The organism is Faecalibacter bovis, from assembly GCF_017948305.1.
Lineage (GTDB): Bacteria > Bacteroidota > Bacteroidia > Flavobacteriales > Weeksellaceae > Empedobacter > Empedobacter bovis.
This window is the reverse complement of record NZ_CP072842.1, coordinates 957,190-975,142: the sequence shown is the minus strand read 5'-3', so window position 1 is coordinate 975,142 and position 17,953 is coordinate 957,190. Positions and strand designations below refer to the sequence as shown.

Genomic DNA, 17,953 nt, shown 5'->3' with positions numbered 1-17,953 from the left:
ATGCATATTGTAAAATTATTGACGAAAATAAATGAGACAGGATTAACTACAAATACTTTAGATTTAACTGAATCTTTTGTTAAAAAGGGTCATACTGTAACAGTTTTTATTGGAAAATCAGAATATTATAATGATGGATTAAAATATTTAGAGGAAAGATTTGCAGATTCTGGCGCAAATATAATTTGGTATGGAAATGTAAATAAATCAGGAATATTACAGAAAATTCTTCAAACTGTATTTATTTTATATAAAATTGTTTGTTTGAAACCAGATATAATACATGCACAATCCCCATATCTATCTTTTATACCATGGTTATTAAGAAAAAAATTTGTTTCTACAGTTCATGTTGCAGATCTTCCTAAACGTTTTGAGTATAAAAATGCTACAAGAGTTATTGCAATTAGTGATGAAACAAAAAAATATGCAATTAACCATTTTCAATACAAAGAAGATGATATTGATTTAGTTTTTCATGGTGTGTCATTAAGATATGAAAATAAAATTACTAACTCTGAGATAAAGAGTTTAAAAGAAAAATTAAACATATTAGATACAGATATCGTAATAGGAATTGTTGCCAGCATTGAAAAACGTAAAGGTCATGACATTTTATTAAATGCCATAGATAAATTAGGTAGCTTAAATTCTAATATAAAGGTTTTAATCGTAGGATCTTACAAATCTAAAAATGAACAAGGATGGCTCGAAAATGAAATTAATAATACAGATTTAGTTGATAAAGTATGTATTGTTCCTTATCAAGATCCTAAACCTTTTTATGACATGATGGATATATTTGTGTTACCTTCAAGATTGGAAGGATTTGGTTTAGTCGTAATAGAAGCAATGTTATCTAAATGTTGTGTTGTGCGATCAGATACTGAAGGTGCATATGATCAAATTTCTCATGGGGAAACTGGATTTATCTTTAAAAATGAAAATATAGAAGAACTAAAATCTATTTTAGAGCATTTAATTAAAGACGAATCACTACGAAAAAGAGTTGCCTCAAATGGTAAGGAGTTCGCACTTAATAATTTTACATCTGATATAATGGCAGAGAAGACTATAGAAGTTTATCAAAAAGTAATTAATTTGAAATAATGAACAATAATATACTTATAACATCAGCAGGACAAAGAGTTTCTTTGGTAAGATCTTTTCAAAAAGAACTTAAAAAAATCTATAAAGATGGTAAAGTTTTTACTGTAGATTTTAACCCATCATTATCTCCTGCTTGCCATGTTTCAGATGGTTACAGAAAAGTAAAAAGAGTAACAGATAAAAGTTATATTGATGAGTTAATATCGATATGTAAAGAGCTTGAAGTAAGGTTGATAGTGCCAACTATTGACACTGAATTATTAATTCTTGCGGAGAACAAAGATTTATTTTTAAGAGAAGGAATAATACCTATAGTTTCAAGTCTTAACTTCATAAAGAAATGTAGAGATAAACGAATAATTAATGAATTTTTCGTCGAAAATAATATTGATATTCCTAGAGAAGTGGATAAAAATAATTTAACATTTCCATTTTTTATAAAGCCTTTTGATGGCTCTTTAAGTAAGGATATTTTTATTATTAGAAAAGAAAGTGAATTAACGCCATATCATTTTTCTAATGAAAAATTAATGTTTATGGAGTACATTGATCATGATGATCATGATGAATATACAGTAGATACCTATTATGATAAAAATGGAAATTTAAAATGTGTTGTGCCTCGTAAACGAATTTTTGTTAGAGCAGGTGAGGTAAATAAAGGAGTAACACATAAGAACGAAATTGTGAATTATGTAAATAATCGTCTTTCAAAAATTCAGGGTGCTATAGGTTGTTTGACAATGCAATTTTTTTTTAATCCAATTTCCAAAAGAATTATAGGTATAGAAATAAATCCACGATTTGGAGGAGGTTATCCCTTAAGTTATTTAGCAGGAGCAAACTATCCTAGGTTTCTTATTGATGAATATATGCAAAATCAAGATATTTCTTTTTTTGAAGATTGGGAAGATAAATTATTAATGCTTCGTTATGATCATGAAATTTTAGTACATAATTATTTGGAAGAAAATTCTAGTGTCTCAAACATAAAAATCTATGACCAAGTTAAATAAATTTATAATTTTTGATTTAGATGATACATTGTATTATGAAATAGATTTTTTGAAATCTGCATATAATGAAATATCTATATTGCTTGACAATATAAATCGAGAAGAACTTTATAATAGAATGTTATTTCTTTTTTATTCAGGTAAAAATGTTTTTAATTATTTAACAGATAGATATTCTGTAACTTTAGATCAATTATTATTTCTATATAGAAATCATAAACCAAATATTGTTTTGAATGAAGGGGGAATAGAAATAATTAATAAAGCAAAATCTCTAAATTATAAATTAGGATTAATCACTGATGGATATTCTATTACTCAACGTAATAAATTAAAAGCTCTAGAAATAGAAAATTATTTTGATAAAATTATTATTTCTGAAGAATTTGGGTCTACTAAGCCAAATGAAAATAATTATAAAGCATTTGTAACAGAAGGAATTTACGAATTTTTTTATATTGGTGATAATACTAAAAAAGATTTTATAACTCCTAATAAATTAGGATGGACTACAATTTGTTTATTGGATAATGGAGTAAACATCCATAAGCAGGATAATAATTTGCCAGTTCAATATTTACCACAGAATTATATTAATAATCTTAAAGAAATTTTAGATTTAATAATTAAATAATTTATCTTTTATACCTGAATTGTTTTTAATCCTGGTAAAGTAATTAAATTTAATCCACCCCAAAATTAATAATTTTAACCTCATCAAGAATCGATTATTTTAAATAAAAAAAAATAAATAACTGATAATCAAAAAGATGTGAATAATTTTTCGTAAATTTTAAAGACTAACTTTAATTTAAACGGAATGGAAAAGAATCCACATCACAACACGATGAAAACATTTCAGCAAATTATTGTTGAAATAGATAAGATTAAATTAGCATTAGAAAATCTAGATGTCCATTCGATGGATTTAGTACTAATGGAAGAAAGGGAAGTATTAGAACTACTTAAAATTAGTCGATCAACATTGTTCAACTATCGAGAAAAGAAAATAATTAAAGCATATAATTTTTTCGGTCGAAACATCTATTTCAAACACGAAATTTACAAAGTAATCATCAATCAATTACTTCATTAAAAATAGAAAAAAGAGCTTAATAGCTCTTTTTTTAATACCCTAATACACCATTTAACACGAACAAACCTCGAACAAAAGAGCCAGAAACTCTACGTTAATATACAGAAAAGAGCTACCCAAAAGCCAGACTTGTATATTTCTGTCGAATCTTGTACAAAATTTATTAATTAAGTTTTAGTACACTCAACGATGTAGGTATAAATCCAATTTCCTTAAATATTTAGTTTTAGTTAATAATTTAGAGTAAATCAATTATTTAACAACAAAAATATATAGTATGGGAAAAATTAACGACAGTATTATTTCAGGAACATCAGGGCGTACAGGGCGCATTGTTGTAGCAAATGTCAACGGCATTGAAATTTCACGTATTCGACCAAAAAAATCTTCAAAACCTCCTACATCTAAACAGCTATTAGTTAAAGATCGTTTCAACAAAGTAGTTGAATTCATGAGAAGTTACCGCGAATATGCTAAAAAATTCTATGGCCATAAAGTAGGTTTAAAATCTCCTTATAATAATGCAATGGGGAATATTTTAAATTCAATAGAATGTGATATGAATAATTTAACTCTTATTCCCCATTATGACAGAATGCATTTCTCAAAAGGCATAGGGGTTAGCCCACAACCAACAGCTATTAGTTCACCAAATCCTTACACCTTACAAATAGATTGGGAAAATAATACAGCAGGTACATCTGATGAAGATGATTATTTGGTTGTTCTTTTAGCTGAAGATGAGCAATTAGATGCACAAACAGTATTTTATAAAACCACTACGAAACGTATTGATGAAACAATACAATTAACCCTTTTACCAAGATATCAAAATAAAGACATGCACGTTTGGATTGCATTCGTAAATAATGAAGATTTGTATGCATCAAATTCAATATACATCGGATCAATTACAATAATTTAAAACCTAAGTATTTATAATCAAAAGTCTGTTATACAACAGACTTTTTTATTAATAAAAGCTCCATTAGAACTTTAGTCCAATAGACCAAATGTTATTAAATTAAGCAAAATAAAACCTAGCATTTAAATTTATGACGTAAATAAAATAAATTAGATGAAGGATAAGAATATTTGAGATTAAGAGGAGAAGCTTAATAAGCTTCGGAATATAGTTAGATTAGAGAGTTAAATATATTTATTTAAAGAAGTTAATTTGAAAACTATAATATGTAGAACTAATACGGAATCATAATTTTTAGTCCAATAGATTTATAGCCTTGATTTTTTGAATACTTTTTTATCAAGAAAAAAGTATTGAATAACAATAATAATCTTTCGAATAAAAGAAGACATTTAACCCATTCTCGAAATCATATTATTAATGCTTAAAACATCATAAAATAAAATTGGCCTAACGATTAGCAGACGAGTGTCAATCCATTGAGCGAATTGTAAAAATGTTTACCGAGTGCTAGCGAGCGATTTAAACATTTTAAAGAAGCGAAACGAAAATTGCCGTCGAAAATCGCAGCCTTGATTTTTTGAATACTTTTTTATCAAGAAAAAAGTATTGAATAACAATAATAATCTTTCGAATAAAAGAAGATAATAAATTCATTCCCGAAATAATATTATTTATGCTTAAAACATCATAAAATAAAATTGGCCTAACGATTAGCAGACGAGTGTCAATCCATTGAGCGAATTGTAAAAATGTTTACCGAGCGCAAGCGAGCGATTTAAACATTTTAAAGAAGCGAAATGAAAATTGACCGTCGAAAATCGCAGCCTTGATTTTTTGAATACTTTTTTATCAAGAAAAAAGTATTGAATAACAATAATAATCTTTCGGATAAAAGAAGATAATAAATTCATTCTCGAAATCATATTATTAATGCTTAAAACATGATAAAATAAAATTGGCATAACGATTAGCAGACGAGTGTCAATCCATTGAGCGAATTGTAAAAATGTTTACCGAGCGTTAGCGAGTGATTTAAACATTTTAAAGAAGCGAAACGAAAATTGCCGTCGAAAATCGCAGCCTTGATTTTTTGAATACTTTTTTATCAAGAAAAAAGTATTGAATAACAATAATAATCTTTCGAATAAAAGAAGAAAATAAATTCATTCTCGAAATCATATTATTAATGCTTAAAACATGATAAAATAAAATTGGCATAACGATTAGCAGACGAGTGTCAATCCATTGAGCGAATTGTAAAAATGTTTACCGAGCGTTAGCGAGTGATTTAAACATTTTAAAGAAGCGAAATGAAAATTGACCGTCGAAAATCGCAGCCTTGATTTTTTGAATACTTTTTTATCAAGAAAAAAGTATTGAATAACAATAATAATCTTTCGGATAAAAGAAGAAAATAAATTCATTCTCGAAATAATATTATTTACGCTTAAAACATCATAAAGTAAAATTGGCCTAACGATTAGCAGACGAGTGTCAATCCATTGAGCGAATTGTAAAAATGTTTACCGAGCGCTAGCGAGTGATTTAAACATTTTAAAGAAGCGAAATGAAAATTGACCGTCGAAAATCGCAGCCTTGATTTTTTGAATACTTTTTTATCAAGAAAAAAGTATTGAATAAAATATACATGATACAATCGAATATGAGTACAACGATTTACAGTTTTGATTAATGAATACTTTATTTATCAAGAAAAAAGTATTCAATAACAACAATATCTAACAACTATCTTTTAAATTTGCCTTCAGTAAAACACAAACAATGAGCACAAAAATATGGTTATCCTCTCCACACATGGGAGGAACTGAACTAAAATATATACACGAAGCATTTGAATCTAACTGGGTTGCTCCATTAGGGCCAAATGTAAACGGTTTTGAAGAAGATTTAGAACAATATTTACAACAAGATTCTCATGTAGCCGCTTTATCAGCTGGGACCGCTGCGTTACATTTAGCTTTAATAGAATGTGGTGTATCACATGGCGATGAAGTAATTTGTCAAACAATGACTTTTTCAGCTTCAGCTAATCCAATTGCATACCAAGGTGCAATTCCTGTTTTTGTAGATTCTGAACCAGAAACATGGAACATTTGTCCTATTGCTTTAGAAGAAGCGATTAAAGATCGTATAGCAAATGGAAAAACACCTAAAGCGATTATTGCGGTTCATTTATACGGAATGCCTTACAAGGTAGATGAGGTACATGCCATTGCTGATAAATACCAAATTCCAGTGATAGAAGATGCTGCAGAAGCATTAGGTTCAACTTACAAAGGCCAAGCAGCCGGAACTTTCGGGAAATTTGGAGCATTATCTTTCAACGGCAATAAAATTATTACAACATCAGGTGGTGGAGCGTTAGTTTGTCAAACGAAGACAGACAAAGATCAAGCGGTATTTTTAGCAACTCAAGCACGCGATAACGCACCTCATTATCAACATTCTCAGATTGGTTATAATTACAGAATGAGTAATATTACGGCTGGAATTGGTCGTGGTCAAATGGAAGTTTTAGATCAACGTGTTGAAGCTCGTCGTGCGATGAATCATTTCTATCAAGAATTGTTTAAAGACATTGACGGAGTTACTGTTTTCACTGAACCAACAGAAGAATTTTATTCTAACCATTGGTTATCTGCCATTATAATTAATCCTGAAATTACAGGCGTTAATCGTGAAGATCTACGATTAGCATTCTTAGAAGACGATATAGAATCTCGACCTTTATGGAAGCCGATGCACATGCAACCTGTATTTGAAAATTCACCTTATTATGGAGGAACGGTTGCAGAAGAATTATTTAATAATGGATTATGTTTACCTTCAGGATCTAATTTATCGGATGAGGATCGTAATCGAATCGCTCAGAAAGTGAAACAAGTATTCGGAAAGTAATAATTTAATAACAATATAATTTTTAAAAGAGAATTGACTTTAGTTGATTCTCTTTTTTTGTTGTAATCATCATCTTAAAATCATCACTCGATAAAACCTGGCCTAACGATTAGCAGACGAGTGTCAATCCATTGAGCGAATTGTAAAAATGTTTACCGAGCGCTAGCGAGCGATTTAAACATTTTAAAGAAGCGAAATGAAAATTGACCGTCGAAAATCGCAGCCTTGATTTTTTGAATACTTTTTTATCAAGAAAAAAGTATTGAATAACAATAATAATATTTCGGATAAAAGAAGACATTAAATCAATTCTCGAAATAATATTATTTATGCTTAAAACATCATAAAATAAAATCGCAGCCTTGATTTTTTGAATACTTTTTTATCAAGAAAAAAGTATTGAATAACAATAATAATCTTTCGGATAAAAGAAGACATTAAATTCATTCCCGAAATGATATTTATTTTTAGTCTAATAGATTTATAGTCTTGACTTTTTGGTTACTTTTTTGTCAAGAAAAAAGTAATGAATAATAATAAAAGATACTCTATTAAAAGAAGATATTAAATCAATTCTCGAAATAATATTATTTATGCTTAAAACATCATAAAATAAAATCGCAGCCTTGACTATTTAATTACTTTTTTATCAAGAAAAAAGTATTGAATAACAATAATAATCTTTCGGATAAAAGAAGACATTAAATTCATTCTCGTAATATGAATTTATTTTTAGTCTAATAGATTTAAAGCCTTGACTTTTTAATTACTTTTTGTCAAGAGAAAAGTAATAAATGAAAAAAGTAATATAGATAAGTAAATGACGATGTCATCGATATAATTAAAAAACTTATCTTCGTTTACATTAAGAAAATCGAATGAAATACATCAAAGGATTACTAGTTTTACTTTGGCGAATTTGGATGATTATTCTCGGAGCAAGTTATGTTCTTGTGTTCGGATTATTTGTTACAATTCCATTAATATTTTCAGAAAAAGCTTTCAAATATATTTATCCGATAATAAGATATTGGGGTAAATTTATATTCTATGGAACAGGTTTTAGACTAGAGTACGAGGAAAAAGTAAAGTTAGATCCTAACGAAAATTATGTTTTCATCGCGAATCATACCTCGATGATGGATATTATGACAGTTCTAACAGTCTTAAAACATCATCCAATTGTATTTGTAGGGAAAGCTGAATTAGGCAAAATTCCTATCTTTGGAAGGATTTATAAACGCATTTGTATTTTGGTTGATCGTTCTAGTTTAAAGAGTCGAGCACAAGTTATCCCAAATGCAAAACAGAAGTTAGATCAAGACTTAAGTATTTTTATCTTTCCAGAAGGTGGTGTTTCAGACGATACTTCAATTGTTTTAGATAAATTCAAGGATGGAGCTTTTAATATAGCCATCGAAACCCAATCTCCAATTGCCGTTTTATCCATCGAAGGTTTAAAAGAAATGTTTCCTTTCAATTGGTTCCAAGGATATCCAGGTACGGTTAAAGTTAAACTCTTGGATATTGTAGAAACGAAAGATAAAAATGTAAAAGAGCATAAAGCTGAAATTAAAAATTACACGTATCAAATTATACGTAAAGAAATAGAATAATGCGAAGAATAATACTATTAGCAGTTGGAGCTGCAATTACAGTTGCATGTAATAAACAAGTTGTTGAAGTTTCAAATAATAATGAAGGAAGAGATAGTCAAACATTTGCGGATATTTCTAAAGCAAAAGTTAAGCATTTATCATTAGACATAGAAACTGATTTTGAGAAGCAAATCATCAAAGGATCGGCTCAATATTCATTTGAAAATAATGATGCAAATGAAATCATTTTCGATACTGAAAAATTAACAATTGATTCAGTTTTATTAGCAAACGGAAAAAAGACAGAGTTTTCTTTAGGTAAAAAAGACGAAATCAAAGGTCAACCGTTACACATCAAAGTCGATAAAAACGATACCATCGTAAAAATCTTTTATAAAACATCGCCAGACGCCAATGCTTTACAATGGTTAGATGCATCGCAAACAAACGATAAAAAAGCACCTTTTTTATTAACACAAGGTCAAGCAATTTTAACGCGTTCATATATTCCAATTCAAGATACTCCTTCTATTCGAATCACTTACGATGCAAAAGTAAAAGTACCTAAAGGTTTGATGGCTTTAATGAGTGCGATTAATCCAAAGGAGAAATCTGCTGATGGAATTTACAATTTCAAAATGCCTCAACCTATTGCACCTTATTTGGTTGCTTTAGCTGTTGGTGATGTAGAGTACAGAGCAATCGATCATCGTACAGGTGTTTATGCTGAACCAGGTATGATTGATGCGGCTTCGTGGGAATTTGCTTTAACGGGTAAAATGGTTGATACTGCCGAAAAATTATATGGGGAATATCCATGGGAACAATTTGATGTGTTAGTTTTACCACCTTCATTTCCTTTCGGAGGAATGGAAAATCCTCGTCTTACATTTGCTACGCCAACTGCTATTGTGGGCGATCGTTCGATGACAAATTTAATTGCTCACGAATTAGCACACTCTTGGTCAGGAAACTTAGTTACCAATTCAACGTGGGATGATTTCTGGGTGAACGAAGGTTTTACAGTTTATTTCGAACGTCGTATTATGGAAGAGTTAGAAGGGAAAGATTATTCGGATATGATTTCGGTAATCGGTTTCCAAGACTTAGAAACTTCTATGCGTAATATTCCAGAAAAATACACGTCACTTAAAGTGAACATGACAGGAGCTAATCCTGATGATGCTTTTTCAGATGTGCCTTATGATAAAGGATATTTATTCTTAAAAATGTTAGAAGATCGTTATGGACGTGAGAAATTTGATAAATTCTTAAGAGTTTACTTCAACTTACATGCATTTCAAACGATGACAACAGAAAAATTCGTGGATTATATGAAAGCGAATTTAACGAATGGAGAAGATGATTTTGTTCAAGAATGGATTTACACAACTGGTTGGCCTAAAAATTTAGTAAAACCAACATCAAAATTATTCGATTTAACAGAAGCTCAGTTCAATCAAGATATTCAAAACGGACGTAATAATATTGCCGCTAAAAAAGTTGAAATTAGTTCAAAATCAACAAACGAGTGGGTTCATTTTATTCGATTAATCGATCCTAAAAAGAATACTATTCAAGATTTAAAATATTTAGATGAGGTTTACGATTTTACCAATTCTAAAAACCCAGAAATTCAGACAGCTTGGTTCGAGAAGTCATTCTTAATGAAATATGATGTGGTAAATGCGAATGCAAAAGAATTTTTAGTTCGCGTAGGTCGCCGTAAGTTTTTAGAACCATTGTATTTAGCTTTAAAAGAGTCTAATCAAATGTCTTTAGCAAACGATATTTACAAATCAGCTCGTCCGAATTATCATTTTGTTGCACGAAATACGATTGATGCAATGCTTAATTATAAGGCAAACTAATGGCAATTGTAGCATATACAGACGGTTCTTCTTTAGGAAATCCTGGACCAGGAGGTTATGGATTAATCTTATTGGAAACCGAAAAAATGATAAAGAAAGAAATTTCACAAGGTTTCCGATTAACGACGAATAACCGAATGGAATTAATGGCGGTTTGTGTGGCGTTAGAATCTTTAAAATTTACAAATACTGAAATTACAATTTTCACCGATTCAAAATATGTAGTAGACGCTGTCGAAAAGCGTTGGGTTTTTGGTTGGGTTCAAAAAGGATTTAAAGGAAAAAAGAACGAAGATTTATGGCGTCGTTTTTTACAGGTTTATAAAATTCAGAAAGTTAAATTTCAATGGGTTAAAGGTCATGCAGGAAATGTTTGGAATGAACGTGCAGACCAATTAGCAGTAGAAGCTGCAAATAAACCAGAAAATTTTAAAATTGATTCTTATTTCGAAGCGAATCAAGACGAATAATTTTTACTTTTGCGGAGAGGAATACAGTAATGAAAATGAAGTTTTGGATAATAATTCTTCCACTAGTACTAAGTTTATTTGCTTGCAATAGTAAGGAAAAGAACAATGTTGTTGTCTTTAGTGGACAGATTAAAAATACGAGTTTAGATAGTGTCTATGTAATTTTAAATGAACGTGAAAAAGGTTTTGCATTAGATTTTGATGGAAATTTTTCTGATACAATTCAATTAAATGACGAAGGCTACAAAACTTTTTCAATCGATAGGGAAGAATATTCTTTGTATTTAATTCCAGGAGATAGTTTATTTTTCAAGACAGATTTAAGAAAATTAGAAGAAACTTTCCATTTCAAAGGGATTGGAGCAGAGCGAAATAATTATCTTTTTGAAAAGGATAAATTAATCAATGAATGGTTTGCCAACGAGTCACTTTTTAGATTAGATGCCGATCAATACATTCAAAATATAGAAGATTTTACAGCAAACCTAAGAAAGGTAATGGTTGATTACCATGTTGATAAATCTTTTGAAAAAATTGAGGCTCGAAATTTATACTTTGACGAGTTTAACTTGTTGTACACTTACAGAGATTCTTACGCGTATTTTAATCCTACTAAAACTCAGTTACCAATTGACTTTTTAGATTTTAAGAGGTTTGATTTGGATAACGATAATGATTTTAAACAATTTAAAAGTTACAGAGGAATTGTTACTTACTTTTTAGATGAAAAATTGAATAGAGGTGAGTCACCAATAGATATTTTAAAAAATATAAAAAGCGAATCAATTAAATATTCCTTCATTCGCGCATTGATCGACGATTTAGATCCATCGGACGAATTTAGCGCAATTACTTACCAAGCAATACAAACATTTTGCGATCATCAACCTTGGTTAAAAGAAGCAAAATTGATAATGGATAATAGAAAAAAATAGTTGCTGATGCAATTATTTTTTTTTACCTAATAGGTTGCTAAATTATTTTTAATTACGCAATCGTTATCGTTTTATTATAATTTGAAAAGGCATCTATTTTTGTCTAAATTTGTTAAGTAACAAACAGATTATGGCATTAAATACAATCAATCCAACAACAACTTCAGCTTGGAAAAACTTACAAGCACACTACGAATCTATTCAACATACAACAATCAAAGAATTATTTGAAGCGAATCCAAAACGTTTCGAACAATTTTCTATACAATATCCATCATTATTAATCGATTATTCTAAAAATAGAATCAATGCAGAAACGATTCAATTATTAGTTGATTTAGCGAAAAAAACTGGCGTTGATGAAGCGATTCAACAGATGTTTAACGGCGATCAAATTAATGTTACAGAAGGTCGTGCAGTTTTGCACACCGCTTTACGAAACCGTTCGAACGAAGAAGTTTTGGTTGATGGCGAAGATGTAATGCCTAAGATAAATGAAGTGTTAGAACAAATGAAGTCATTTTCTAATCAAGTGATTTCTGGGCAATGGAAAGGGTTTACTGGTAAAGAAATTACAGATGTTGTAAACATCGGTATCGGAGGTTCTGATCTTGGTCCTGTGATGGTGACTGAAGCGTTAAAACACTATAAAACGCGTTTAAACGTTCATTTTGTTTCTAATATTGACGGAACACATTTAGCAGAAACATTTAAAGTTATTAATCCGGAAACGACTCTTTTTATCGTTGCTTCGAAAACGTTTACTACACAAGAAACGATGACGAATGCCTTTACAGCAAAGCAATGGTTATTAGATAACGGAGCTGCTGAAAAAGACGTTGCAAAACATTTTGTGGCATTATCTACTAATGCGAATGGAGTTGCGGATTTTGGTATAGATACAGCCAATATGTTCCAATTTTGGGATTGGGTTGGTGGTAGATACTCTTTATGGAGTGCGATTGGTTTAAGTATTTGTTTAGCCGTTGGGTATGATAATTTTGAGGAATTGTTAGAAGGTGCTCACGAAATGGATAATCATTTTAAATCTGAAACGTTAGATCAAAATATACCTGTGGTTTTAGCTTTAATAGGTATTTGGTATAACAATTTCTTTGGAGCGGATTCTGTTGCTTTATTACCATACGAACAATATTTATCTCGTTTTGCGGCTTATTTCCAACAAGGAGATATGGAATCGAATGGTAAATATATTGGGCGTGATGGAAAGAAAGTTGATTACGAAACTGGACCTATTATTTGGGGTGAACCAGGAACTAATGGGCAACATGCTTTTTACCAATTAATTCATCAAGGAACAAAATTAATTCCTGCTGATTTTATCGCCGGAGCTAATTCATTGAATAATTTAGGTGATCATCATGCAAAATTATTATCAAACTTTTTCGCACAAACAGAAGCGTTAGCTTTTGGTAAAGACGAAGAAACTGTTGTTGCGGAATTGGTAAAAGCTGGGAAATCGCAAGAGGAAATAGATTTCTTAACTCCGTTCAAAATTTTTGAAGGAAATCGTCCAACAAATTCAATCTTATACGAAGTATTAACGCCACGTGTTTTAGGAAATTTAATCGCGATGTACGAACACAAAATTTATGTTCAAGGCGTGATTTGGAATATTTTCTCATTCGATCAATGGGGAGTAGAATTAGGAAAACAATTAGCAAACGTTATTTTACCAAAATTAGAAAATGAAGAGAATGTAACTTCTCATGATTCTTCGACTAACGGCTTAATCAATGCCTATAAATTTTGGAGAAAATAGTTTTCAGATATATTTAAAATTTTAAAGGGATATTCATTGAATATTCCTTTTTTTATTTCAAATTCAGCTCGAATTTTAATATTTCTGAGTTAAAATATAGAGCATAAAAAAAGCCTGAAAAATGTTCAGGCTTAAAATTAACACATGAGGACAAAATTTACTCTACTAAATCTTATACTCTTATAATATTTCAATTAGTGTGCCAAAAAATAAAAAACATCAATATTTATTTATTAATCTATTAATATCATAGATTAGTAGGAGGATTTTCGGTTTTTTAGCTCATAATCAATTTCTAAATCATAAAGATTTATGCAATTAGTCTAAAAAAATAGACGAGTCATAGCAATTATGTCAGTTAATTTTAAAAATATAAATAAAAAAAACCTCCGATTGGAGGCTTATATTTTGATTAATTAACTGCAATTATTTTTCCTTGCATTGTTGCTGTATGTCCAGGGAACGAGCATAAGAATTGATAATCTCCAGGCTTCTCAATTTTGAATTTTATTTGGTCATTTTCTTTACCACCTAAAAGTTTAGTATGTGCCAAAATATCAGCTTGTTTTTCTTTTGGAATGTAATCAGTATCTTTTTCTGAAGATGCTGCGTACGCAAAATCTCCTAAATCAACACCTTGATTCAGAATAACTAAATTATGTCCCATTGCTTCTTTAGACATAGTTCCGTTATTCATTAACAACAATGTAATTTCTTCTCCAACTTTTACGGTAAAGGTCGTTTTATCAAAAGTCATATCATCATTGGCTTTAATTACGATATGATTCGTTGTTTGTGCAGTTGCAGAAGTAGTAGCTTCAGGAGTTGAAGTTTCGTTATATTCGATTATATCTGTATTTGCATTTGATTTTTCTTCTTTTCCGCACGAGAAAACTAGCGGAAGAACAAATGCCATTAAAAAAATCTTTTTCATAATTCTTCAAATTTCGATTAAGTTACGATTATTATGGATGAATTAAAAGTTTTTTTCTATGATAGAAACTAGTACAAAAAAAAGGACATCAACTGATGTCCTTTTTGTATTTAATTCCTAAGGAATATCTAAATATTTATGAGTTTGTAAAGAAATTCTCCATTTCGGATTTTCTTTAACGTATTCTACAATCTCAGGTAAGTTTTTATCACGTTTACTCCATTCAGTTTGTAAGTATAAAACGCAATCTTTACCTACACGAGCTGCTTGTTCTTCAGCAAACTTAAAATCATGTTGATTATAGATGATACATTTTAATTCGTGCGCTGCTTCGCAAACATCATCTTTTGGTAACATCGTTTTCTTTGGAGAAAGGCAAACCCAATCAATATCGCCTGACATTGGATAAGCTCCGGAAGTTTCCATGTGGATACGCGCTCCTTTTTCGTGTAGTTTTTTCGTTAAATACGATAAATCCCACATCAATGGTTCACCACCAGTAATTACGATAATATTTGCTTGTGAAGTTGCAATTTCAACAATATCTTCAACCAAAGTTAAAGGATGTTTTTCTGCGTCCCAGCTATCTTTTACATCACACCAATGACATCCAACATCGCATCCACCTAATCGGATAAAATAGGTAGCCACACCAGTATAAGCTCCTTCACCTTGAATTGTGTAAAAGTGCTCCATAATTGGTAATAACTTACCTTCTTTAAGTAGTTCTTGTTGTTCTTTTGTCGTTGATGTAATATTAATCATTCTTATTTGTTGTTTCTGTTGTAAGCTAATAAAGTATTTTTTAATAACATTGCTCTTGTCATTGGGCCAACACCACCTGGTACTGGAGTAATCCAAGAAGCTTTTTCTTTTACGTTTTCAAAATCTACGTCACCAGCTAATTTAAATCCTTTTGGAGATGAAGGATCGTCAACGCGAGTAATACCAACGTCTACGATAACTACACCGTCCTTTACCATATCAGCTTTTAAAAATTCAGGAACTCCTAAAGCTGTAATTACAATATCAGCTTCTTTGGTATATTTTGCTAAATCTTCTGTTTTTGAATGAGTAATTGTAACTGTGCTGTTTCCAGGGTTTCCATTTTTACTCATTAAGATTGACATTGGACGTCCAACGATACGAGATCTACCAATTACAACTGTGTGTTTACCAGCTGTAGGAACATTGTAACGCTCTAACATTTCCATAATTCCGTAAGGTGTAGCCGGTAAAAATGTTTCCATTTCTAACGCCATTTTACCAAAATTCATTGGGTGAAATCCGTCCACATCTTTATCAGGATCGATTGCGTTAATTACAGCCTCTTGATCGATGTGTTTTGGTAATGGTAATTGAACAATAAAACCATCTAAATTAGCATCATTGTTCCATTCTTTGATCTTAGAAATTAATTCTTCCTGAGAAATTGTATCGTCTAAAATTAATTCAGAAGATTCAAAACCTACGAATTTACAATCTTTGATTTTGTTGTCTACATATGTGCGTGATGCGCCATCGTTTCCAACTAAAATTGCACCTAAATGTGGTGCACGTTTTCCTTGTTCTTTGTACGATTCAACTTTCAATTTGATCTCGTTCTTGATCTCTTTTGAAAGTTTAATACCATCTAAAATTTGCATTGTTTGTTGTGTTTGCGCAAAGATAAGAACAAAATAGTTATGAATAAAGTTGTTGATAACTAGATTTAAGAGGTTTGAAAGATTGATTGGAAATAAAAAAAGCTATCAATCAAAAAATGATAAATAGCTTTTAGTATATATTTTCGTTGTAATCTAAACAAATGAGTTTAATTGCTCTTTTACAGTTTTGTATTCAGCTGCGATAATTGCATCTTCTTCTGTTGGGAATTGGAAAATTCCTGAATTAACACTTTGGATTCGTTCAACAATTTTAAAACTTAAAACTGCCTTTTCTGTTTGTCCGATTGTTAAATATACACGAGCTGCTTTTAGATAAGTTCTAATACTAGCTTTCTTTAACTCATCAGACAATAAAAATTGATCTCGATCTTCGTCAGCGATTAATAAAGTTGCTAATTCATTATCATCTAAACGATAATATGAGCGTAACATTTCATTGAAATGAAAAATGAAATTATCATCTTCGTCACCAATTTCGTACGCAATTAGACGAGCCATTGATTTTCCTAACTCTTCGATATATTTAGAAATAAAATCTTTTCTAATCATAATTTAATCTAATTTCATAGATAATTCTTTCATTGTTTTTCCGGCATTTTTACCTTCATAAAGTATGCTATAAACAGCATGAATTATTGGAGCTTTAATCTTGTATCCTTCATTTAAGATAGCAACACCTTTTGTTGCATAATAACCTTCAGCAACCATATTCATTTCCATAATAACGGATTGAACAGAATATCCTTTTCCAATCATATTTCCGAAAGTTCGGTTTCGAGAAAAATTTGAATATCCAGTTACCAATAAATCACCCAAATATGCCGAATCGTTAATTTGACGTTTGGTTTTATTGACTTGTTTCAAGATGTCATTCATTTCACGAATCGCGTTACTCATCAATACCGCATGGAAATTATCTCCGTAACCTAATCCGTGAGCAATACCAGCAGCAACGGCATAAATATTTTTTAAAATTGCACCGTATTCTGTACCGAAAATATCGTTTGAGATTTTAGTATTGATAAAATTACAAGCCAAACAATCTGCAACTGTTTTAGCCTTCAATTCATCTAAAGCAGCAATTGTTAAATAAGATAAACGCTCTAAGGCAACTTCTTCTGCATGACAAGGACCACTTACAACACCTAATTGTTCATCTTTAATATTAAATTCGTCAACTAAATATTGTCCGACAGCTTTATAATGATTCGGAATAATTCCTTTAATTGATGTAACAACAAATTTATCTTTTAATGAAATCGTTAATTTACTTAAACAGCTTTCAACATAAATAGAAGGAACAACCAAAAAAATGATATCAGAATTTGATACAACTTCGTTGATGTTTGTAGAAATTTTTAATTTTTCAGGATTAAATTCTACATCTGTTAAATAATTTGGATTGTGGTGATTTTGTTCGATACTTTCTTTCACATATTCATCTTTCACCCACCAGTTGAATGTTTCAAGGTTTTTACTCAGCATTTTTGCAATTGCAGTTGCCCAGCTTCCATTCCCAATTAATCCAACTTTACGATTTGATAACTCAATCATAATAATTTTATTGAACTTACAAAGTTAAGGAATTTGTATTATACCTATTTTTGTATTTACAAAAACTTACGA

The 17,953-nt window shown here is 30.2% G+C and carries 16 protein-coding genes; 11 read left to right on the top strand and 5 right to left on the bottom strand.

Annotation, left to right across the window (positions count from 1 at the left end):
• From J9309_RS04655 to pgi, 11 genes are all read left to right on the top strand, one after another.
• A complete protein-coding gene (locus J9309_RS04655; protein ID WP_230477380.1) occupies window positions 1–1,110 on the top strand; it encodes a glycosyltransferase family 4 protein in 1,110 nt (369 codons plus the stop codon).
• Entirely contained in the window at window positions 1,110–2,126 is a 1,017-nt protein-coding gene (locus J9309_RS04650; RefSeq protein ID WP_230477379.1) for an ATP-grasp domain-containing protein, read from the top strand. Before J9309_RS04655 ends, J9309_RS04650 begins: the two co-directional genes overlap by 1 nt.
• On the top strand, window positions 2,110–2,760 hold the full coding sequence (locus J9309_RS04645) for an HAD family hydrolase (RefSeq protein ID WP_230477378.1): 651 nt from the start codon (window positions 2,110–2,112) through the stop codon (window positions 2,758–2,760). Before J9309_RS04650 ends, J9309_RS04645 begins: the two co-directional genes overlap by 17 nt.
• Window positions 2,761–2,946: 186 nt before the next feature.
• The gene (locus J9309_RS04640; protein ID WP_230477377.1) at window positions 2,947–3,222 is read left to right on the top strand and encodes a helix-turn-helix domain-containing protein; all 276 of its coding nucleotides are present in this window, start codon (window positions 2,947–2,949) and stop codon (window positions 3,220–3,222) included.
• A 277-nt stretch (window positions 3,223–3,499) separates the two neighbouring features.
• A complete protein-coding gene (locus J9309_RS04635) occupies window positions 3,500–4,147 on the top strand; it encodes a DUF6266 family protein (protein ID WP_230477376.1) in 648 nt (215 codons plus the stop codon).
• 1,785 nt (window positions 4,148–5,932) lie between these two features.
• Window positions 5,933–7,069, top strand: coding sequence for a DegT/DnrJ/EryC1/StrS family aminotransferase (locus J9309_RS04630; protein ID WP_230477375.1), 1,137 nt, complete (start codon window positions 5,933–5,935; stop codon window positions 7,067–7,069).
• Between the two features lie 878 nt (window positions 7,070–7,947).
• The gene (locus J9309_RS04625) at window positions 7,948–8,685 is read left to right on the top strand and encodes a lysophospholipid acyltransferase family protein (RefSeq protein WP_230477374.1); all 738 of its coding nucleotides are present in this window, start codon (window positions 7,948–7,950) and stop codon (window positions 8,683–8,685) included.
• Window positions 8,685–10,538, top strand: a complete 1,854-nt coding sequence (locus tag J9309_RS04620) for a M1 family metallopeptidase (RefSeq protein ID WP_230477373.1) — start codon at window positions 8,685–8,687, stop codon at window positions 10,536–10,538. Before J9309_RS04625 ends, J9309_RS04620 begins: the two co-directional genes overlap by 1 nt.
• Complete coding sequence (locus J9309_RS04615) at window positions 10,538–11,008, top strand: ribonuclease H family protein (protein WP_230477372.1); 471 nt, start codon at window positions 10,538–10,540, stop codon at window positions 11,006–11,008. The genes J9309_RS04620 and J9309_RS04615 overlap by 1 nt, the downstream gene beginning before the upstream one ends.
• A gap of 35 nt (window positions 11,009–11,043) precedes the next feature.
• On the top strand, window positions 11,044–11,943 hold the full coding sequence (locus J9309_RS04610) for a hypothetical protein (protein ID WP_230477371.1): 900 nt from the start codon (window positions 11,044–11,046) through the stop codon (window positions 11,941–11,943).
• Between the two features lie 130 nt (window positions 11,944–12,073).
• Window positions 12,074–13,726, top strand: coding sequence for a glucose-6-phosphate isomerase (gene pgi, locus J9309_RS04605; protein WP_230477370.1), 1,653 nt, complete (start codon window positions 12,074–12,076; stop codon window positions 13,724–13,726).
• Window positions 13,727–14,138: 412 nt separating this feature from the next.
• Here pgi and J9309_RS04600 read toward each other — a convergent pair whose 3' ends face one another.
• The 5 genes from J9309_RS04600 to J9309_RS04580 form a co-directional block, all read right to left on the bottom strand.
• On the bottom strand, window positions 14,139–14,660 hold the full coding sequence (locus J9309_RS04600; protein ID WP_230477369.1) for a plastocyanin/azurin family copper-binding protein: 522 nt from the start codon (window positions 14,658–14,660) through the stop codon (window positions 14,139–14,141).
• 117 nt (window positions 14,661–14,777) lie between these two features.
• Window positions 14,778–15,425: a 7-carboxy-7-deazaguanine synthase QueE gene (locus J9309_RS04595; protein WP_230477368.1), complete on the bottom strand. Its 648-nt coding sequence runs from the start codon at window positions 15,423–15,425 to the stop codon at window positions 14,778–14,780.
• A 2-nt stretch (window positions 15,426–15,427) separates the two neighbouring features.
• Window positions 15,428–16,306, bottom strand: a complete 879-nt coding sequence (locus J9309_RS04590; RefSeq protein WP_230477367.1) for a bifunctional 5,10-methylenetetrahydrofolate dehydrogenase/5,10-methenyltetrahydrofolate cyclohydrolase — start codon at window positions 16,304–16,306, stop codon at window positions 15,428–15,430.
• 153 nt (window positions 16,307–16,459) lie between these two features.
• Window positions 16,460–16,876, bottom strand: coding sequence for a hypothetical protein (locus J9309_RS04585; protein WP_230477366.1), 417 nt, complete (start codon window positions 16,874–16,876; stop codon window positions 16,460–16,462).
• Between the two features lie 3 nt (window positions 16,877–16,879).
• Entirely contained in the window at window positions 16,880–17,881 is a 1,002-nt protein-coding gene (locus J9309_RS04580) for an NAD(P)H-dependent glycerol-3-phosphate dehydrogenase (RefSeq protein ID WP_230477365.1), read from the bottom strand.
• Window positions 17,882–17,953: the final 72 nt, after the last annotated feature.